Raw genomic sequence first — 18,537 nt, forward strand, 5'->3', positions numbered from 1 at the left:
AGGAAGCGGACATGAACACCACAGCACGGCTGGCCGGGTTCGGCGGGGCGCTCGTCCTGCTGGCGGCCGGGGGATTCGCCCTGGGGAACGCGGTGGGCCCGAGCCCCGCCACCGGCGAGCACCGCGAAACGGGCGGCGAGCACGCGGGCATGACCGGACCGGTGGACGAACTGCCGGGCGGGCTCGCGTCGAGCCAGGACGGCTACACCTTCGCCGCCGCCCCGACACCGGAGGCCGGGCGGTTCTCGTTCACCATCACCGGACCGGACGGCGAGCCCGTCACCGCGTTCGACGTCGAGCACGAAAAGAAGCTGCACCTGATCGTGGTGCGCCGGGACACCGCGGTGTACCGGCACGTCCACCCGGAACCGGCGCCGGACGGCACGTGGAGCGTCCCGCTCACCCTGCCGGCGGCCGGGTCCTACCGGGCGTTCGCCGACTTCACGCCCACCGGCGGCAAGCCGATGACGCTCGGCCTGGACCTGTCGGTCGCGGGCGACTACCGGCCGGCGTCCTACGCGCCCGGCCGCACGGCGCAGGTCGACGGCTACACCGTCCGGCTCGACGGCGACCTGACGGCCGGGAAGGCGTCGCCGCTGACGCTGACCGTCAGCCGCGGCGGCGTGCCGGTCACCGACCTGCAGCCCTACCTCGCCGCCTACGGGCACCTGGTCGCGCTGCGCGAAGGCGACCTCGCCTACCTGCACGTCCACCCGGACGGTGGTCCCGGCGACGGCCGGACGGCCGCGGGCCCGCAGGTGAGGTTCGCCGCCGAAGTCCCCAGCGCGGGCACCTACCGGCTGTTCCTCGACTTCAAGCACGGCGGGGTCGTGCGGACCGCCGAATTCACCGTCACGACGGAGCGCCGGGCATGACCACCACCGAAACCCCGGTCACCGGGATCGAACTCGCGATCGGCGGCATGACCTGCGCGTCCTGCGCCCACCGCATCGAACGCAAGCTCAACAAGCTCGACGGCGTCACCGCGTCGGTCAACTACGCGACGGAGAAGGCGCGCGTGCACGCGCCCGGGGGTGTCGACCCGGCCGTGCTCGTCGCCCAGGTCGAGGCCGCGGGCTACCGCGCGACCCTGCCGGCGGAACCGGCACCGGCCGCGGAAGCCGGCGATCCGTTGCGGCAGCGGCTGATCACGAGCGCCGTGCTCGCGGTGCCGGTGATCCTCCTGGCCATGGTGCCGGCGCTGCAGTTCACCTACTGGCAGTGGATTTCGCTGACGCTCGCCGCGCCGGTCGTCACCTGGGGCGCGTGGCCGTTCCACCGGGCGGCGTGGACGAACCTGCGCCACGGCGCGGCGACCATGGACACCCTGGTGTCGATGGGCGTGCTCGCGGCGTCGGCCTGGTCGGTGTGGGCGCTGCTGTTCGGCACGGCCGGGACGCCCGGCATGGTGCACCCGTTCGAGCTGACGGTGGCGCCCTCGGACGGCGCCGGCAACCTCTACCTCGAGGTCGCCGCCGGCGTCACCACGTTCCTCCTGGCCGGCCGGTACTTCGAGGCGCGGTCCAAGCGCCGCGCGGGTGCCGCCCTGCGGGCGCTGCTGGAGCTGGGCGCCAAGGAGGTCGCGGTCCTGCGGGCCGGCGCCGAGGTGCGGATCCCGACGTCGGACCTGGCGGTGGGGGACCGGTTCGTCGTGCGGCCGGGCGAGAAGATCGCCACCGACGGCGTGGTCGAGGACGGCAAGTCCGCCGTGGACGCGTCGATGCTCACCGGCGAGCCGGTGCCCGTCGAGGTCGGCCGGGGCGACGCGGTCACCGGCGCGACGGTCAACGCCGGCGGGCGGCTGGTCGTGCGCGCCACCCGCGTCGGGGCGGACACCCAGCTGGCGCAGATGGCCGAGCTGGTCGAGGCGGCCCAGAGCGGGAAGGCCGAGGTCCAGCGGCTGGCCGACCGGGTGTCCGGGGTGTTCGTGCCGATCGTGATCGGGCTGGCGGCCGCCACGCTCGGCTTCTGGCTCGGCAGCGGAGTCGGTACGGCGGCCGCGTTCACCGCCGCGGTCGCCGTGCTGATCATCGCCTGCCCGTGCGCGCTCGGCCTGGCCACGCCGACGGCGCTGCTCGTCGGCACCGGCCGCGGCGCCCAGCTCGGGGTGCTGATCAAGGGGCCGGAGGTGCTCGAGTCCACCCGCCGGGTCGACACCGTCGTGCTGGACAAGACCGGGACCGTGACCGCGGGCCGGATGACGCTGGCCGGCGTCCACGTCGCCGGAGGCGTCGACGAGCACGAGCTGCTGCGGCTGGCCGGTGCCCTGGAGGACGCGTCCGAGCACCCGATCGCCGCCGCGATCGCCCGCGGCGCCCGGGAGCGGGCCGGGGACCTGCCCAAGGTCCAGGACTTCGCGAACGTGGAAGGGCTCGGCGTGCGGGGCGTGGTCGACGGCCACGCGGTCCTGGTCGGTCGCACGGCGCTGCTGGCGGACTGGAGCCAGCCGCTGCCGGACGACCTCGCGGCCGCGAAGGCCGCGGCCGAGGAGCGCGGGCACACCGCGGTGGCGGTGGCCTCGGACGGCGCGGCCCGGGGCGTCCTGGTGGTCGCCGACACCGTCAAGCCGACCTCGGCCGAGGCCGTCGTGCAGCTGCGGGAGCTGGGCCTGAACCCGGTGCTGCTCACCGGCGACACCACGGCCGTCGCCCGGGCGGTGGCGGCCGAGGTCGGGATCGCCGAGGTGATCGCGGAGGTGCTGCCCGCGGACAAGCTGGCCGTCGTCAAGCGGCTGCAGGACGAGGGCAAGGTGGTGGCGATGGTCGGCGACGGCGTGAACGACGCGCCGGCCCTGGCCCAGGCCGACCTCGGGCTGGCCATGGGCACCGGGACGGACGTCGCGATCGAGGCGAGCGACATCACGCTGGTCCGCGGCGACCTGCGCGCGGTGGCCGACGCGATCCGGCTGTCCCGGCGGACGTTGCGGACGATCAGGGGCAACCTGTTCTGGGCGTTCGCCTACAACCTGGCGGCGCTCCCGCTCGCGGCGGCCGGGCTGCTGAACCCGATGATCGCGGGCGCGGCGATGGCGTTCAGTTCGGTGTTCGTGGTGGGCAACAGCTTGCGGCTGCGTGGTTTCACGCCTCGGCCGGGCACGGTCAGGGGCAGGTGACCACTCCGGTGACGAGCAGCAGGCCCGCCGCGATGGCGGGCGCGGCGAGGAAGGCGGCGGCACCGCCGGCGACGGTCACCGAACGCGGCACCCGCGCCGCGCCGGGGCCGAGCCGGCTCAGGCGGAGGGCCGTGCCGCCGCCCGCCATGGCGAGGGCGCGTCGCGGGCCGTCCACCGCGTGGATCGACAGCAGGGCCGACCGGAGCGGTCCGGGGCCGCACCGGGCGGCCGCTGCCCGGTCGGCGGCCAGTTCCACCAGCAGCCGCGTCGCCGCGGGCAGTTCCCGCAGCAGGGGCACGAACCCGAGCGTCCGGCCCAGCACCTCCGCGACGCCGGTCAGCAGGTGGTGGTGCCCGAGGACGTGGGCGCGTTCGTGCGCCAGCACCGCGCCGAGTTCGGGTTCCGTCAGCCGTGCCGCGAGGCCGTCGCTGGCGACCACCAGGGGCCGGCGGCCGCCGAGGCTGTAGGCGATCGGCCGCTCGTCCGGCAGCCACAGGGTGGGCAGCGGCCGGGTGTCGCGGGCGCCGGCGAGCCGCAGCGCGGTCAGGTGCCGGCGGTGCAGGACGGTCCACCGTCGCCGCCGCGCCAGCCAGGTCAGCGCCAGCCGGCCGGTCGCGGCGGCCAGGACGGCAGCCGCGACCGTGCCGGCGACCGGATCGAGGGCGGGCAGCTCGTCGTGGTCGAGCGCGGCCCGGCAGTCGTGCAGCAGGCGCAGGACGGCGTCGGCCGGGCCGTGTCCCGGCAGGACGAGCAGCAGCACCCCGGCCACCGTGGCGCCGAGCATCCCGGCGGCGGTGAGCAGCCACCAGGCGAGCGCGGTCCGCGGATCGGTCCGCGCGGTGAGCCGGCCCAGCAGCCACGGGGACCACCAGCCGACCGCGGTGGTGCCCAGCAGCAGGGCGGCCGCGAGGATCACCGCTTCTTCGGCTTCCGGCGCAGGGCCCGGCGCAGGACGTCGGACTCCTCGTCCGTGACGGTGCTGACGAAGTGCAGCAGCACGGACTCGCGGTCGTCGACCGAGTCGAGCACCTCGCGCAGGCTCTGCGCGGTCGCCTCCGCCCGGGTGGTGGCGGCGCGGTAGCGGTACGCGCGGTTCTCCAGGTCGCGCACGACCCGGCCCTTGCGGTGCAGGTTGTCCAGGACCGTCATCACCGTCGTGTAGGCCAGGGTGCGGTTGCGGTTCAGCTCGTCGAGCACCTGGCGGACCCGCAACGGTTCCGCCGCGTCCCAGAGCACGTCCATCACCGACGCTTCGAGCTCGCCCAGACCCCGCATGACACCTCCGCGGGCCAGGGTACTGCCGGGGCGGTCGCCCGCCCCGGCGACCGTGATCAGCCCTGGGAGAGCAGGCCCCGCATCTCGGTGATCTCCGCCTGCTGCGCGTCGATGATCTTCCGCGCGAGCGCCTTGGCGTCGGCGTTGCCGCCCTTGGCCAGTTCGGTGCCCGCCATGTCGATCGCGCCCTGGTGGTGCTTGATCATCGTGCCGAGCCACAGCTGGTCGAACTCGGTGCCCTTGACCCGCTCGAGCTGCTTCGTCTCGTCGCCGGACATCATGCCCGGCATCGGCTCGCGGGTCATGCCGGGCATGGCGGCGTCCCAGGTGGTCAGCCAGCCCTGCAGCTGCCGGATCTCCGGTTCCTGGGCCTTTTCGATCCGGCTCGCGAGGTCGAGCACCTTCGGGTCGGTGCTGCGCGACGGGACGAGCTTCGCCATGTCGAGCGCCTGGCTGTGGTGCGGGACCATCTGCCGGGCGAAGGTGACGTCGTCGGCGTTGTGGTCGGCGGCCGCTTCGTTGCCGCTGCAGGCGCCGAGCAGGACGGCGGCGGCCAGCACGAAGCCGCCGATGAGGAAGTTTTTGCGCATGACAGGACTTTCTGTGTGGGGTACGTGATTCGGCCGTGCGGTGGAAGCCGGTCGATCACGTGCGCAGCACACACAGGGAAGTCAGGATGCGGCGGCCGTCGGGCGGCCGACCCCGGCCCGGCGGGCCGCGGGAGCCGATCGTGCGGGAGAACTTCGTGGTGCACCGGGCGGCACCCAGGAAGAGGACGACGGTCAGCAGCAGCGCGCCCGCCGCGCACAGCACGGCCAGGCAGAGGTGCAGGACGTCGTGCAGGCCGCCCGGATCGTGGTCGCCCGAACCCGAACCCGAGCCGGTGGCGGCCGGCGGGCCGGGATCGGCCATGGCGTGGATGGCCGTGCCACCGGCGGCGTCCGCCATCCCGACGTGGTGCATCGCGACGACGCCCAGGGCCAGGGCGCACAGCAGGAGAACCCGCTGCACCCTGCCGAGCCGGTCCGCCGCCACGGCTCCACGGTACTACTTGCGATAGTAGATGCTTCTCCGGCCCGGCTGATCGAACCGATTCGATAGCTGGCCGCATGTAAGTTTCCGGCGTTTTGCTGCTCGGACAGCCCCGTTCGTTGACCGTCGGCCGACCGCGTTCCTACGATCCTGATCGGTCGGATGCGAACCGGTTCGACACTCGGCGCGGGAAAGGAAGCCAGCATGATCAGGTCACCGCAGCGGTTCCCGGGCAGGTGGGCAGGCGTGCCGCTCGCCCTGCTCGTCGTCCTGATCACCGTCCTGGTGCCCGCGCACCCGGCGCACGCCGCCACGAACACGTTCACCCTCGGCGCCGTGCGGACCGACACCGAGGGCCACGCGTTGCAGCTGCACGGCTTGGGCATCGTCAAGGCCGGGGACACCTGGTACGGCTTCGGCGAGGACAAGACCGGCCAGACCACGGCGAACACGTCGTTCCAGGACATCCCCTGCTACACCTCCACCGACCTGGCGAACTGGACCCACCAGGGGATCGCGCTGGCGAAGCAGGGCAGCGGCGACCTCGGGCCGAACCGCATCGTCGAACGGCCCAAGGTCCTCTACAACGCCACCACCCGGCAGTACGTGATGTACCTGCACATCGACAACACGAGCTACTCCGAGCAGCGGGTCGGCGTGGCGACCAGCCCCACGCCGTGCGGGCCGTACACCTACCGGGGCAGCTTCCAGCCGCTGGGCAACCAGAGCCGTGACATCGGCCTGTACCAGGACACCGACGGGTCCGCGTACCTGCTGAGCGAGAACGCCGGCCGCAGCCTGCGCGTCTACCGGCTGTCCGCGGACTACCTGTCGGTGGCGAGCGCGGTGGCGACGTTGCCGAACTACGAGTCGCCCGCCGTGATCAAGGTGGGCGGGACGTACTACCTGCTGGCCTCCCACCTGACCGGGTGGGCCACGAACGACAACGTGTACGCCACGGCGACGTCGCTCGCCGGACCGTGGTCGCCGTTCCGGAACTTCGCGGCGACGGGCACGAACACCTACAACAGCCAGACTGCGAACATCATCACGGTCCAGGGCAGCTCCGCGACCACCTACATCTACGCGGGGGACCGCTGGACGGGCAACGCCATGGGCACTTCGCCGCTGATCTGGCTCCCGCTCACGATCCGCGGCACGACGGTCAACCTGGGCCAGTACCCGAGCTGGAACCTCGACGCCGCCGCGGGGACGTGGTCGGCGAACGCGGGCCTGCCGAGCGACGGCACGCACGTGCTGAAGAACGGCGGCAGTTCGATGGTGCTGGACGCTTCGGGTGCCTCGACCGCGGCCGGCGGCAAGATCATCCAGTGGCCCGCGCACGGGGGCGCCAACCAGCAGTGGCGGCTGACGAAGCTCGCGGACAACGTCTTCACGCTGGTCAACGTCAACAGCGGGCTGTGCCTCGACGTGCCGGACGGGTCCACGGCGAGCGGCACCCAGCTGCAGCAGTGGACCTGCACCGGCGGGGCCGGCCAGCAGTGGGCGGCGGACCTGGTGGGCAGCCTCACCGGCAGCCAGTACGTGCTGGCCAATGTCGGCAGCGGTCTCGTGCTCGGGGTGACGTCGACCGCGAGCGGCGCGCCGGCCGTCCAGCTCGGCGGGACGGGCGCGTCGAGCCAGGTGTGGACGGTGTCCTGAGCCGCCGTCAGTCCGCGAAGCCGTTCACCGGCAGCACGAGCCGGAAGCAGGCGCCTTCCCCGACGGTGGTCTCCAGCTCCACGTCGCCGCCGTGGGCGCGGGCCAGGGAACGGGCGATGGCCAGGCCGAGGCCGGCGTCGGCGCCCGGGGTGCGGGTGCGGGAGCGGTCGGCGCGGTAGAAGCGGGTGAACGCCCGGCTCGCCTGCTCGGCCGTCATCCCCGGGCCCTCGTCGGCCACCTCCAGCACGGCGCGCCCGGCCACCGTGCCGACCCCGATCCGGACGCGGGTGCCCGCCGGCGTGTGGGCGGCGGCGTTGCCCACCAGGTTGGTGACCACCTGCCGCAGCCGGGCCTCGTCGGCGTCGACCGGCGCCGGGCCGGGCGGGCCCGCGCCGCCCGGCCCGGTCAGGGCGACGTCGCGGGCGGGGTCGAGGGCCCGCAGGTCGTGGCGGGCGTCGCCGGCCAGGGTGCGCAGGTCCATCGGGGCCCGGTCGAGGTGCTCTTCGGGGGCCTCGTCGAGCTGGGCGAGCAGCAGCAGGTCCTCGGTCAGCGCGGTGAGGCGAGTGGCTTCGCGGTCGATGCGGCGCATCGCATCGTCCACATCGGACGGTTCGGGCAGCGCCCCCATCCGGTGGAGCTCGGTGAAACCCTTGATGCCGAACAGCGGCGTGCGGAGCTCGTGGCTGACGTCCGAAACGAAGGTGCGCATCCGGGTCTCCGACGCGGCCCGGTCGGCGAAGGCCCGTTCCAGCTGCCCGAGCATGGTGTTGAGCGACGCCGCCAGGTGCCCGATCTCGGTGCCGGGCGGCGCGAGGCCGGGGACGCGGCGGGTGAGGTCGCCGCCGGCGATGGCCGCGGCCGTGTGCTCGATCTGGCGCAGCGGCCGCAGGCCCCGGCCGAGGGCGAACCAGCCGGCCGCGGTCAGCACGACGAGCAGCGCGGCGCCGGTGACCAGGCTGCTCGTCCGCAGCTGGGCGATCGTGGCGTCGGCCTCGGCGAGCGGCGCGGCCGAAACGACCGTCCCGCCCCACCGGACGGCCGGCCGCGCGACGGCCCGCCACCGCTGGGACCCGTCGGCCGCGTCCACGTCGACGGCGGTCCCGTCGGCCGGGACCGCGCGCAGGGCGTCGATCGGTGGCAGCGTCGCGCCGTCCACCCGCGAGGAGTGCAGGCCGCCCGCCACCGCGCCGCCCGCGTCGAGGTACACGACGTACGGGGTGCCGAACAGCTCGAGCGCGGGGTCGACGAGATCGGGCCGCACGGCCGGGCTCGCGGCCGGCGGCGGCCCGGCCGCCCGGGAGATGAGCTCGGTCATCGAGCGCAGCTGGCCGTCGAGCCGTTCGAGCTGGAACCGTTCCAGCTGCCCGGAAACCAGCGTGCCGATGAGCGTCAGACCGGCCAGCAGCAGGCCCGCGGTGAGCAGCAGGAGCCGGGCCCGCAGGGAGAGCCGCCTCACCGGCGGGGCTCCCGCAGCACGTAGCCGACGCCGTGCACGGTGTGGATCAGCTTCGGTTCACCGGTGTCGGCCTTGCGCCGCAGGTAGGAGATGTAGGTGTCGACGATGCCGGCGTCGCCGCCGAAGTCCTCGCGCCACACCCGGTCGAGGATCTGCGCCTTCGACACCACGCGCCCGGCGTTCTCCATCAGGTAGCGCAGCAGCCGGAACTCCGTGGCGGACAAGCGGATCGGCCGCCCTTCGCGCGTCACGTGGTGGCCCTCGGCGTCGAGCGTCAGCGTGCCCACCGTGAGCACGGCCGCCGGGTGGCCCGCGGTCCGGCGCAGGATCGCGCGGATCCGCGCGATCAGCTCCGCCAGGTCGAAGGGCTTGGTGACGTAGTCGTCGGCGCCCAGGGAGAGGCCGGTGACCTTGTCGGCCGGGCGGTCCCGCGCGGTGAGGAACAGGACCGGCACCGGCGCGCCGTGGCCGGGCGGCTGTTCGCGCAGCCGCCGGACCACCTCGAAGCCGTCCAGGTCGGGCAGCATGACGTCCAGCAGGACCAGGTCCGGCGGCTGCGCGGTGGCGGCGGCGACGGCCTCGCCCGCCGTCGCCGCCGACGTCACCTGGAAGCCGGCGAACCGCAGCGCGGCGGAGAGCAGTTCGCGGACGGTGGCTTCGTCGTCCACCACCAGCAGCCGGGACGTCATCGCTTCCATGCCCGCGAGGATACGGAGATCCCGTCGGCGAGCAGGGAACCCGCGAGACCCGCGACGGCGCCACCCGCGAGCCCGGCCACCAGCGCGAGCAGCGGGTTCGCCGTCAGCCGAGCGGCGAAGACGGGCAGCGACAGGCCGAACGCGCCGACCGAGACGTCGACGGAAGCCCTTGCCAGCAGCGCCGTGACGGCGAGCACGCCACCGGTCGCCGGAGCGAGCCGCACGGCGCTCGCCACGGCCCGGCGCACGGGGCTGCCGGGCCGTCGGCTCCGGACCGCGACCCCGCAGGCGAGCAGCACCGCCGCCGCCACCCAGGACGCCGGACCACCGGGGTGCAGGTCCGGTGCGCAGGGCAGCAGACCGGTGGTGGTGACCGTCCACGGCACGCCCAGCCCCAGCAGCAGGACGCCGGCCACCAGCTGCGGCAGGAGGAGCAGCACGGCCCCGGCCGCGGCGGGGCCGCCGAACGCCCACGCGAGGGTCAGGCACAGGACGGTGATCCCGCCGGCCGGCCACCCGACGCTCCGCGCGCGGACGGGGAACCGGGCGAGGACCCAGCAGCCGCCGAGCACCAGCACCGTCCAAATCAGCGCACCCGACATCGCCGAGCCCACGGAGACGGAGAACACGGCGTCGAGCGTGGGGAGGCGCGGGGAACCTCCGCTGCGCACACAGCCGCCGGGGACGCCGGCCGAGAGGGGCAGGGTTCCTCGTGCTGCCAACGCGAACGCGCCGAGCGCGAGCGGAAACGCCACGGCGGCCGCCGCACCGCGCACCAGGAGGGCGCCCTCGCGGCGGCGCAGCAGCAGCCAGGCCAGCACCACCGCGCCCGCCAGGGAGACGCTCAGCGGTATCACCTCGATAGTGCCTCGCACGGCGACCGGGAGCCCGCCCGCCGGGACGGCGCCGACGTCGGCCGAGCCGCCCACGGCCAGCGCGACGACGGCCGCGGTCAGTGCGCCGAGATCACCGGCCCCCAGGAGGGCGAGGCCGGCCGCGGCGACCCCCGCCATGGCGAGCACCGCGGCGACGGCCGCCACCAGACCCCGGCCCGCCTCGCGCAGCAGACGTCCCGCCGGACGGCGGCGCACATCCCGGCCGGGGTGAGCTGCGGGGGCGGGAAGCCCGGGGCGGGCATCGTCGGCCGAGCCTGCCTCGCGCATCAGACGTCCCGCTGCCGGAAGACCACGAACGCCACGGCCAGCACCGCGGCGACGCCGGCGCACATCCCGGCCAGGTTCAGCCACGGGTGCGGGAAGTCCGGATCGGGCACCGTCTTGAGGACCGCGGACGCGCCGAGCGTCGGCCAGTAGAAGAAGAGCTGCCGCAGCCAGGCCGGGAAGAGGCCGGCCATCGCGGGGACCAGGAAGACGATCCCGACCAGCGTGGCGAGCGCGCCCGCGGTGGCGCGCAGGATCGTGCCGAGCCCGGCCGCCAGCAGCGCGATCGCCGCGAGGTAGAGCCCGCCGCCCGTCACCGCCGAGAGCACGCCCGGATCGCCGAGGCCGGCGTGCGGCACGCCGTGGGCGGCGAGGACGGCTTGGCCGAGGAAAAAGGCGCCGGACATCAGCACCTGGCCCGCCACCACGGCGACCGCCACCGCCACGACCAGCTTCGCCGCCAGCAGCCGGTGCCGGCGCGGGGTGGCGATCAGGGACGTCTGCATCAGGCCGGTCGCGTGCTCGGACGTGACGACCAGGATGCCGAGCACGCCGATGATCAGCTGCGCGACGATGTAGGACGTCAGGCTGCGGTTCGTCGGATCCCACGGTCCCTCACCGGGGTAGCCCTTCGCGGCGGCGTTCATCGCGAGGCCGGTGATCCCGAGCCCGGCCGCGAACAGGCACGCGAGGGTGTACCAGGTGGAGCGCAGGCTGCGGAGCTTGATCCACTCCGCGCGGACGGACCGGGTGAAGGGCACGCTCACGCGACGGCCCCCCGGTAGTCGATGCTGTCCTCGGTCAGCGCCATGAACGCGTCCTCCAGGGAGACGCGCTGCGGGGTGAGCTCGGCGAGCGCGACGCCGTGGTAGGCCGCGAGTTTCCCGATGTCGGCGCCGCTCATGCCGGACACGACCAGCGAGGCCTCGGTCCCCGCCCGCACGGTGGCCCCGGCGGTGGCCAGCAGCCGCGCGAACCCCGGCTCGGGTGTGCGGACGAGCACCGTGCCCTCGCCCCGCACGAGCTCGCTCACGGCGGTGTCGGCGACGAGCCGGCCCCGGCCGATGACGACCAGGTGGTCGGCGGTCTGCGCCATCTCGCTCATCAGGTGGCTGGACACCAGCACCGCCCGGCCCTCGGCGGCCAGCGAGCGCATGAAGTCCCGGATCCAGCGGATCCCCTCGGGGTCGAGCCCGTTCACCGGCTCGTCGAAGATCAGCACCCCGGGGTCGCCGAGCAGCGCCGCCGCGATGCCGAGGCGCTGCCGCATGCCGAGGGAGAACCCGCCGGCGCGCTGGCCGGCCACGCCGTCCAGCCCGGTCCGGGCCAGCACCTCGCCGACCCGGCGCCGGGGGAGGCCGTTGCTCACCGCGAGGGCCAGCAGGTGGTCGCGGGCCCTCCGGCCCCCGTGGACGGCCCCGGCGTCGAGCAACGCGCCCACCTCGGTGAGCGGCACGGGCAGGTCCCGGTAGCGGCGCCCGCCGATGGTGACCGTGCCCCGCGTCGGCGCGGCGAGGTCCACGATCAGCTTCATGGTCGTGGACTTCCCGGCGCCGTTGGGCCCGAGGAACCCGGTCACCTGCCCGGGCCGGACGGTGAACGAGAGGTCGTCCACCACGGTGTCGGGCCCGTACCGCTTGGTCAGGCCCCGGATTTCGATGGTCATGCGGCGAGCGTGGCCGACCCGCCTGGCCACTTCCTGGGAAGTTCTGTGCGAACTCCGAGAACCCGGCGGTCACGAGCGGGGCCGGCCGGGAACCGCTCCGGAAATCGCAACCGTCAGGGCCCGAGAACCGCCCGCAGCCCGGGCTGGAGCCGGTCGCCGTGGGCGCGGACCAGGTCGTCGCACAGCTCGAAGATCCGCTCGACCGGCAGCGCGGCCGCCGTCGCCGGGTCGGTCATCGCCGCGTGGCGGACGTGCCGGGGGTCGTCCTCGACGGCCGCCCGCACGACCAGGTCGTTGACGCTCAGGTACGTCCGGTTGAGCGCCGCGAGCTGCGGTGGCAGCGCGCCGACGCGGGTCGGGCGGAGGCCGGTGCCGTCGACCAGGCACGGCACCTCGACCACGCCGCCGGCGGGCAGGTTCTCGATCAGGCCCCGGTTGACGACGTTGCCGTAGACCGTCCGCGGCGTGCCGGTCAGGACACTGTGGACGATCTGCGGGGCGTATTCGCCGGTCCCTTCGACCGGCAGCGGCTCGTCGGCCGCGATCGCCCGCCGGGTCCGCTCGTACTCGGCTTCGTTCTCCGCGACGATGCCGAGGTAGTCCCCGATCGGCAGGCGCAGGCGCTCGACTTCGCTGTCGTGCTTGAGGTACCAGGGCACGTACTCGGCGGAGTGCTCGCTGGTCTCGGTGGGGTAGTAGCCCAGCCGGCGCAGCATGTCGAACCGGACGCGCCGCCGCAGCTGCCCGTCGGCGGCGGCCAGCTCGTGCAGCCGCGGGTACAGGTCCGCGCCCGCGTGCTCGAACCGCAGCACCCACGCCTGGTGGTTGACGCCGGCCGCGACGTAGGTGACCTCGTCGAACGGCACCCCGACCAGCGCGGCGAGCCCGTGCACCGTCCAGTACACCGAGTGGCACAGCCCGACGACCCGGGTCAGCCCGGTCGCCTCGCTCAGGTACTGGACGTTCATCGCCATCGGGTTCGTGTAGTTCAGCAGCCACGCCTGCGGGCAGACGTCGGCGATGTCCTCGCCGAGCGCCTTGAGGAAGGGGAACGTCCGCAGCGCGCGGAAGATCCCGCCGATGCCGAGGGTGTCTCCGATGGTCTGGCGCAGGCCGTAGCGTGCCGGGACCTCGAAGTCGGTGCGCGTCGCCGCCGCCATCCCGATCTGGACCATGTTGACGACGAAGTCCGCGCCGGACAACGCTTCCCGGCGGTCCGCGTGCGCGGTGAACACCGGTTCGGCGCCGCGTGCGGCGGCGATCCGCTCGGCCGCGGCCAGCGCCGTGGCCAGCCGGTCGGGGTCGATGTCGTGCAGGGCGACGTGCACGCCGCCCAGTTCCGGGTAGCCGAACAGGTCGGCGAGCAGGCCCTGGGTGAACACGACGCTGCCCGCGCCGACGAAGGTGATCTTGGTGGTCATCGAATCCGATCCGGAGTGTGCGAAGTGGACGGTCAGCCCTTGAGTCCGCTGGCGGTGACCGACTGGATGAACGTCTTCTGCGCGCCGAGGAAGGCCAGCAGCACGGGCAGCACGGTGATGACGTTGCCCGCCATCACCGCGGCCCAGTTCGTGTGGTGCTGGCCTTGGAACGTCGTCAGCCCCAGCTGCAGCGTGTACGTCGTGTCGTGGTTGACCGCGATCAGCGGCCAGGTCAGGTCGTTCCACGTGCTCAGGAACGTCAGCACGGCCACCGTGCTCAGTGCCGGCCGCGAGAGCGGGAGCACGATGGTGAACAGCACGCGCAGCCGCGAGCAGCCGTCGATCCACGCCGCTTCTTCGAGTTCCCGGGGCAGGGACAGGAAGAACTGGCGCAGCAGGAACACCGCGAACGGCGTCACCAGCGACGGCACGATGAGCGCGCCGAGGGTGTCGATCAGGCCGAGCCGCTTCATCACCAGGAACGTCGGGATCATGGTGAGCTGGAACGGGATCGCCATCGTCGCGACCATCAGCGCGAGCAGCGCCCGCGAGCCGGTGAACCGCATCCGCGCGAACGCGTACCCGCCCAGCGTGCCGAACAGCAGGTTCGACGCGACGGTGACCGCCGAGACGATCAGCGAGTTCGTGAACCAGCGCACGAACAGCGCGTTCTCGACGACGTAGCGGTACCCCGAGAAGTCCACACGGGACGGGAACAGCGCGGGCGGGAACCGGTTGATCTCGGCGTTGCTCATCACCGAACTGAGCAGCAGCCAGACCAGCGGCGCCGCGAACACCAGCGCCAGCGGCACCAGCAGCAGGTGCCACGGGCTGAACGGTAGCCGGGGCCGGCGCAGCACGGGCAGTGCGGCGCGCGTGGCGGGCGCCTCGAGCCGGGCGGTCATCGCAGCGCCTTCCCGGGCCGGCGCAGCACACGAAGGACGACCACGACGGCGAGCAGGGCCAGCGCGAGCACGTAGGCCGACGCCGCGCCGTAGCCGGCGGTGAAGTTCTTGAACGCCTGCTCCCAGACGAAGTAGACGATGACCGTGGTCGAGCCGAGCGGGCCGCCCTTGGTCGTCACGTAGACCAGGTCGAACACCTGCAGCGACGTGATCAGCTGCCACACCACGAGGAACGCCGTCACCGGGGTGACCGCGGGCAGCGTCACGTGCCGGAGCACGCGCCACGTCCCGGCGCCGTCCAGCCGCGCGGCCTCGACCAGCGACGGCGGCACGTCCTGCAGCGCGGCCAGGTACACCACGACGCAGAAGCCGGTGCCGCTCCACAGCGTGATGCCGACCAGCACCAGCAGCGCCTGCGCCGGGTCGGTCAGGAACCCCTGCGGTGACAGGCCGAGGTGGTGCATCAGGGAGTTGGCCGCGCCGAACTGCGGGTCGAGGATGAAGGAGAACAGCACGCCCTGGGCCGTCGCCGACAGCACGAACGGGACGAACACGAGCGTCCGGTAGACGCCGACCAGGCGGATGCGCCGGTTCAGCGCCTGCGCCAGCAGGAACCCGAACAGGATGCTGAGCGGGACGTACAACGCCGTGTACAGCAGCGTGTTCCCGACCGCCTGGGCGAAGTGCGGGTCCTGGGCCAGCGCGGCGTAGTTGTCCAGGCCCACCCAGCGGCTCGGCGTCACCAGGTCGTCGGCCTGGAAGGACAGGACGAGAGACCAGGCCACCGGCACCACGCCGAGGCCGAGGATGATGAGCACGGCGGGGGAGATGTAGGCCCACGCGGCCGCGGTCTCGGTGCGCCGTCGGCGTATGGGTGTGACGGTGATGGGCCTGGGCAGTCCGGGCATGGCGGCCTCCTATCGCGGAATGATCAGGGCGGCGTTCGCGGCCGCGGCGCAGTCGCGCATCGCGTCGGCCGGGGTCGCCCGGCCGAGCAGCACGGCGACGATCGCGGTGCCGAGCGCCGCCGACACCTGGGGGTAGGCCGGGTGCACCGGCCGGACGCGCGCGTTCTCCAGCGCGTCGACGAACACCGGCAGGCCCGGTGTCGCGGCGGTTTTCTCGCTCCAGGCGGGCAGTTGCTGCGTCCGGCGGCTCAGCGGGAGGCTGCCCGCGCCGTCGTCCCAGCGGACGTCCTGGGCCGGGTCGGCCAGCCAGGACAGGAACGTGCGGGCCGCCGCGACCCGGTCTTCGCCGTTGTCGAACAGCGTCCAGGTGTCCGGGCCGGAGATGGTGACCGGACGGCGGCTGAAGCTGGGCAGCGGCACGACCGCGTAGTCGATCCCGGCGTCGGCGATGTCGGGCAGCTGCCACGGTCCGGTCGGCACCATGCCGATGTGCCCGGCTTCGAACGCCTGGTACATCTGCTCGCTGCCGGTCTTCGGGTCGAGGTAGACCGCGTGCGCCGCGGCGAGGTCGCGGACGACTTCCAGGGCGCGCACACCTTGCCCGGCGAACCCGATGCCGCGCCCGCCGGCGCCGATGACGTCGCCGCCGAGGTCCCAGATCATCGGCCACAGCCGCCACACGGTGTCCTCGTCGCCGGTGGCGGGCCAGGCGGTGCCGAAGGTGCCGTTGCCCGGGTCGGTCAGTTTCCCTGCGGTGGCGACGAAGTCGGCCCACGTCCAGCCCGCGGCGGGCAGCGGGATCCCGGCCGTGGCGAACAGCTGCTTGTTGCACACCACGGCGAGGGAGTCGAGCAGCGCCGGGACCGCGCGGACGCGGCCGTTGACCGTGACCGCTTCCCGGGCCGGGGCCCAGAACCCGGGGCCCGCGTCGACGAGGTCGGTGACGTCGACGACGCTGGGGCTGCGCGCCACGCTGGCGAGGTCCGAGCCGAAGACGTAGGCGATGTCCGGGAAGGACCCCGACGCGAGCGCCGCGGTGATCTTCTGCAGCATCGCGTCGGCCAGGACCCCGCCGCCGAGGTCGATCCGGATCCCGGGGTGCGTGCGGTGGAAGTCCGCGACGAGCTCGTCGAGGACCTTCTTGCCGGTGTCGGTCTGGCCGTGCCAGACCTCGACGGTGACCGGGCCCCCGGTGGCCCGCGCCGGGCCGCAGCCGGCCAGGGCGGCACCGAGGGCCAGACCGCCGGTGCCGCGCAGGAATCCGCGGCGGTCCATCAGCTTGTCCTGCCGGGGAACGGGAAGCACATCATCGCCGACTCCGGATGATGGTGGGCACGACCCCGCCTCGGACCACGGGGTCCTGGCGACTCGGTCCGGGCTCGCGGTGGAACCGACATACCGGCTGGGCGTACCTCTGACGTCGGGGGTTCGCGCCGACGTGGACAGCAGTAAAGCGAGTGCGTCCGGACGTGTCAACAGGTCTTGCGGACGTACCCGCTCGTCCCCTGGGGCACCACGTACAGGTCACGCCGGACCATGCTGATCTTGGACTTCCACTCCGGGCAGCCCTTGCTCATGCCCGAAGCGGTGTACTCGACGTCGACCACCCGGTTGTCGAACGGGCCGGCGTAGTCGGCGCATTCTTCGTACTCGCCGCACTCCTCGGTGACGGCGAAGTCGAGGCCGTTGGCGACCCGGTTGCCGGCCAGCTCCGGGGTGTTCTTCTGCGCGATGGCGAGGTTCTTGCCGTGCGCGTGGGCGGAGAGGAGCTTGATGTACTCCTGCGCGTGCGTCGTGGTGAGCAGGTTCTTGGACCGGCTGTAGCTGTCGTAGTTGTCCGGCTCGATCGCCTGGTACCCCTTGGCGGCGCACGTGTCGATCCAGCCGCCGACCTTGGCCGCGACCCGGGAGCGCTTGTCGGCGGTGCGCAGGTCGAGCAGGGTTTCCTTCCAGTCCGGGTCGACGACCTTGTTCCCGTTCGAATCGCGGAGCAGTAGGTCGCTCGGCCAGTCGCCGTCCGCGCCTTCCTGGGCCTGGAAAGCGTTGAGGTAGCAGATGTTGTACTTGCCGCTCGCCGGCGCCGCGGAGACGTCGCGGCTCACGATCTGCACGCCCGAGGGCGGGGTGTAGGCGCCACCGATCTGGTAGTCGAACCCGGCGGCCTGCGGCGGCAGGGTGACCGCGGCCGCCGCCGGCCCGGCCAGCGCGGCGAGGGTACCGGCGGCCAGCGCACCGGCGGCCGCGAAGGAGGCGAACCGCTTGCCGTGGACGGGGAAGGAACGCTTCATCCGGACTCCATCGTCGTCGAGGGCTGTTGTCGGCGAAAGGTAGGCAGGACGACCGGCGCGGTCAACGAAACGCGCATTCGCGGTGCGCGTTTCACCGGTCCTTCGCGGCGCGGGCCTCGACCACGGTGACCCGGACCCCGGCCCGGCGGATCGCCGCGACCGCGCCGGGATCCGCCGAGGAATCGGTGATCACTTCGTGCACGTCCTGGATGTCCCCCATCCGGGCGAGGGTGGTGCGTCCGAGCTTGCTGCCGTCGGCCAGGACGACCACCCGCCGGGCGCGCCCGAGCATCGCGCGGTTGGTCCGGGCCTCGTTCTCGTCGTGCGTGGTGATGCCCGCCGTCGCGTCGATGCCGTCCACGCCGACGAACGCCGTGCCGACGCTGATCGAGGCCAGCACGTGCTCGGCCCACGGACCGACCAGCTCGTAGGACTGGGGCCGGGCGACGCCGCCGACGACGACCAGCTTCAGCCGGGGGTGCAGGGCCAGGTCCATCGCGATGTTCAGCGCGTTCGTGACCACCGTCAGATCCGCCCGGCCCGGCAGTTCCCTGGCGAGTTCGCTCGTGGTCGAGCCGCCGGTCAGGGCGAGCACGTGCGGCCCGGTCGGCAGCGTGCGGATCGCCGCCTGCACGATCGCGCGCTTGGCGTCCCGCGACCGGCCTTCCCGGTACGGCGGCGGCACCTCGTTCGTGCGGCCGCGGGGCCGCGCGCCGCCGTGGGTGCGGGTCAGCAGCCGCTGTTCCTCCAGTTTGGCCAGATCGCGCCGCAGCGTCGCGGCGGAGACGCCGAAGCGGGCGCTGAGCTCGCCCACGTGCAGCGAGCCGGTGTCCGCGAGCACCCGCAACAGCTCCGAAAGCCGTTCGGCCCGGGTGGTGCGCCGCTTCCGCGTGGACATGGGCCGAGCCTACGACAACCGGCGAAACGCTCACTCCGGATGCGCGTTTGGACACC

Annotated in this window: 18 protein-coding genes; 3 read left to right on the top strand and 15 right to left on the bottom strand. The window is 73.5% G+C overall.

Annotation, left to right across the window (positions count from 1 at the left end):
- Nucleotides 1–11 precede the first annotated feature (11 nt).
- Together ABZW17_RS22990 and ABZW17_RS22995 are read left to right on the top strand one after the other, a co-directional pair.
- Nucleotides 12–875: a hypothetical protein gene (locus tag ABZW17_RS22990; RefSeq protein WP_354817555.1), complete on the top strand. Its 864-nt coding sequence runs from the start codon at nt 12–14 to the stop codon at nt 873–875.
- Entirely contained in the window at nt 872–3,112 is a 2,241-nt protein-coding gene (locus tag ABZW17_RS22995) for a heavy metal translocating P-type ATPase (RefSeq protein ID WP_354817558.1), read from the top strand. Before ABZW17_RS22990 ends, ABZW17_RS22995 begins: the two co-directional genes overlap by 4 nt.
- Here the strand turns inward: ABZW17_RS22995 and ABZW17_RS23000 are convergent.
- From ABZW17_RS23000 to ABZW17_RS23015, 4 genes are read right to left on the bottom strand one after another with little or no spacing between them, the layout of a single operon-like run.
- Nucleotides 3,099–4,028 carry a M56 family metallopeptidase gene (locus tag ABZW17_RS23000; RefSeq protein ID WP_354817561.1) on the bottom strand — a complete coding sequence of 310 codons (930 nt, stop codon included), beginning with the start codon at nt 4,026–4,028 and terminating at the stop codon, nt 3,099–3,101. The genes ABZW17_RS22995 and ABZW17_RS23000 overlap by 14 nt on opposite strands.
- Nucleotides 4,025–4,387 (bottom strand): BlaI/MecI/CopY family transcriptional regulator, encoded by a 363-nt coding sequence (locus ABZW17_RS23005; protein ID WP_354817564.1) that lies wholly within the window; start codon nt 4,385–4,387, stop codon nt 4,025–4,027. Before ABZW17_RS23005 ends, ABZW17_RS23000 begins: the two co-directional genes overlap by 4 nt.
- A gap of 56 nt (nt 4,388–4,443) precedes the next feature.
- The gene (locus ABZW17_RS23010) at nt 4,444–4,977 is read right to left on the bottom strand and encodes a DUF305 domain-containing protein (protein WP_354817567.1); all 534 of its coding nucleotides are present in this window, start codon (nt 4,975–4,977) and stop codon (nt 4,444–4,446) included.
- Between the two features lie 55 nt (nt 4,978–5,032).
- Nucleotides 5,033–5,422, bottom strand: a complete 390-nt coding sequence (locus ABZW17_RS23015) for a DUF6153 family protein (protein WP_354817571.1) — start codon at nt 5,420–5,422, stop codon at nt 5,033–5,035.
- A 201-nt stretch (nt 5,423–5,623) separates the two neighbouring features.
- On the opposite strand from ABZW17_RS23015, the gene ABZW17_RS23020 reads away from it, so the two are divergent.
- Entirely contained in the window at nt 5,624–7,081 is a 1,458-nt protein-coding gene (locus ABZW17_RS23020; RefSeq protein ID WP_354817574.1) for an RICIN domain-containing protein, read from the top strand.
- Between the two features lie 7 nt (nt 7,082–7,088).
- Here ABZW17_RS23020 and ABZW17_RS23025 read toward each other — a convergent pair whose 3' ends face one another.
- From ABZW17_RS23025 to ABZW17_RS23075, 11 genes are all read right to left on the bottom strand, one after another.
- Nucleotides 7,089–8,537 carry a HAMP domain-containing sensor histidine kinase gene (locus ABZW17_RS23025; protein WP_354817577.1) on the bottom strand — a complete coding sequence of 483 codons (1,449 nt, stop codon included), beginning with the start codon at nt 8,535–8,537 and terminating at the stop codon, nt 7,089–7,091.
- Nucleotides 8,534–9,226, bottom strand: coding sequence for a response regulator transcription factor (locus tag ABZW17_RS23030; protein WP_354817678.1), 693 nt, complete (start codon nt 9,224–9,226; stop codon nt 8,534–8,536). Before ABZW17_RS23030 ends, ABZW17_RS23025 begins: the two co-directional genes overlap by 4 nt.
- Entirely contained in the window at nt 9,223–10,398 is a 1,176-nt protein-coding gene (locus ABZW17_RS23035) for a streptophobe family protein (protein WP_354817580.1), read from the bottom strand. The genes ABZW17_RS23030 and ABZW17_RS23035 overlap by 4 nt, the downstream gene beginning before the upstream one ends.
- Nucleotides 10,398–11,162, bottom strand: coding sequence for an ABC transporter permease (locus ABZW17_RS23040; protein WP_354817583.1), 765 nt, complete (start codon nt 11,160–11,162; stop codon nt 10,398–10,400). The genes ABZW17_RS23035 and ABZW17_RS23040 overlap by 1 nt, the downstream gene beginning before the upstream one ends.
- Complete coding sequence (locus ABZW17_RS23045) at nt 11,159–12,061, bottom strand: ATP-binding cassette domain-containing protein (RefSeq protein WP_354817586.1); 903 nt, start codon at nt 12,059–12,061, stop codon at nt 11,159–11,161. Before ABZW17_RS23045 ends, ABZW17_RS23040 begins: the two co-directional genes overlap by 4 nt.
- A gap of 113 nt (nt 12,062–12,174) precedes the next feature.
- Nucleotides 12,175–13,482: an alpha-glucosidase/alpha-galactosidase gene (locus ABZW17_RS23050; protein WP_354817589.1), complete on the bottom strand. Its 1,308-nt coding sequence runs from the start codon at nt 13,480–13,482 to the stop codon at nt 12,175–12,177.
- 32 nt (nt 13,483–13,514) lie between these two features.
- Nucleotides 13,515–14,387, bottom strand: coding sequence for a carbohydrate ABC transporter permease (locus tag ABZW17_RS23055; protein WP_354817592.1), 873 nt, complete (start codon nt 14,385–14,387; stop codon nt 13,515–13,517).
- Nucleotides 14,384–15,295, bottom strand: coding sequence for a sugar ABC transporter permease (locus ABZW17_RS23060; protein ID WP_354817595.1), 912 nt, complete (start codon nt 15,293–15,295; stop codon nt 14,384–14,386). The genes ABZW17_RS23055 and ABZW17_RS23060 overlap by 4 nt, the downstream gene beginning before the upstream one ends.
- A 9-nt stretch (nt 15,296–15,304) precedes the next feature.
- A complete protein-coding gene (locus ABZW17_RS23065) occupies nt 15,305–16,570 on the bottom strand; it encodes an ABC transporter substrate-binding protein (protein ID WP_354817598.1) in 1,266 nt (421 codons plus the stop codon).
- Between the two features lie 197 nt (nt 16,571–16,767).
- Nucleotides 16,768–17,583, bottom strand: a complete 816-nt coding sequence (locus ABZW17_RS23070; protein ID WP_354817601.1) for an endo alpha-1,4 polygalactosaminidase — start codon at nt 17,581–17,583, stop codon at nt 16,768–16,770.
- Nucleotides 17,584–17,674: 91 nt separating this feature from the next.
- Nucleotides 17,675–18,481 (bottom strand): DeoR/GlpR family DNA-binding transcription regulator, encoded by an 807-nt coding sequence (locus ABZW17_RS23075; protein ID WP_354817604.1) that lies wholly within the window; start codon nt 18,479–18,481, stop codon nt 17,675–17,677.
- Nucleotides 18,482–18,537 lie beyond the last annotated feature (56 nt).

This window comes from Amycolatopsis sp. NPDC004625 (genome assembly GCF_040609695.1).
In the GTDB taxonomy this organism is placed as follows: domain Bacteria; phylum Actinomycetota; class Actinomycetes; order Mycobacteriales; family Pseudonocardiaceae; genus Amycolatopsis.

Excerpts from the sequence above, each read along its gene's own strand:
- ABZW17_RS23030 (WP_354817678.1), bottom strand. The coding sequence starts at position 9,226 with ATGACGTCCCGGCTGCTGGTGGTGGACGACGAAGCCACCGTCCGCGAA.
- ABZW17_RS23020 (WP_354817574.1), top strand. The coding sequence starts at position 5,624 with ATGATCAGGTCACCGCAGCGGTTCCCGGGCAGGTGGGCAGGCGTGCCG.
- ABZW17_RS23050 (WP_354817589.1), bottom strand. The coding sequence starts at position 13,482 with ATGACCACCAAGATCACCTTCGTCGGCGCGGGCAGCGTCGTGTTCACC.
- ABZW17_RS23065 (WP_354817598.1), bottom strand. The coding sequence starts at position 16,570 with ATGGACCGCCGCGGATTCCTGCGCGGCACCGGCGGTCTGGCCCTCGGT.
- ABZW17_RS22995 (WP_354817558.1), top strand. The coding sequence starts at position 872 with ATGACCACCACCGAAACCCCGGTCACCGGGATCGAACTCGCGATCGGC.
- ABZW17_RS23060 (WP_354817595.1), bottom strand. The coding sequence starts at position 15,295 with ATGCCCGGACTGCCCAGGCCCATCACCGTCACACCCATACGCCGACGG.
- ABZW17_RS23045 (WP_354817586.1), bottom strand. The coding sequence starts at position 12,061 with ATGACCATCGAAATCCGGGGCCTGACCAAGCGGTACGGGCCCGACACC.
- ABZW17_RS23035 (WP_354817580.1), bottom strand. The coding sequence starts at position 10,398 with ATGCGCGAGGCAGGCTCGGCCGACGATGCCCGCCCCGGGCTTCCCGCC.
- ABZW17_RS23075 (WP_354817604.1), bottom strand. The coding sequence starts at position 18,481 with ATGTCCACGCGGAAGCGGCGCACCACCCGGGCCGAACGGCTTTCGGAG.
- ABZW17_RS23070 (WP_354817601.1), bottom strand. The coding sequence starts at position 17,583 with ATGAAGCGTTCCTTCCCCGTCCACGGCAAGCGGTTCGCCTCCTTCGCG.
- ABZW17_RS23010 (WP_354817567.1), bottom strand. The coding sequence starts at position 4,977 with ATGCGCAAAAACTTCCTCATCGGCGGCTTCGTGCTGGCCGCCGCCGTC.
- ABZW17_RS23005 (WP_354817564.1), bottom strand. The coding sequence starts at position 4,387 with ATGCGGGGTCTGGGCGAGCTCGAAGCGTCGGTGATGGACGTGCTCTGG.
- ABZW17_RS22990 (WP_354817555.1), top strand. The coding sequence starts at position 12 with ATGAACACCACAGCACGGCTGGCCGGGTTCGGCGGGGCGCTCGTCCTG.
- ABZW17_RS23055 (WP_354817592.1), bottom strand. The coding sequence starts at position 14,387 with ATGACCGCCCGGCTCGAGGCGCCCGCCACGCGCGCCGCACTGCCCGTG.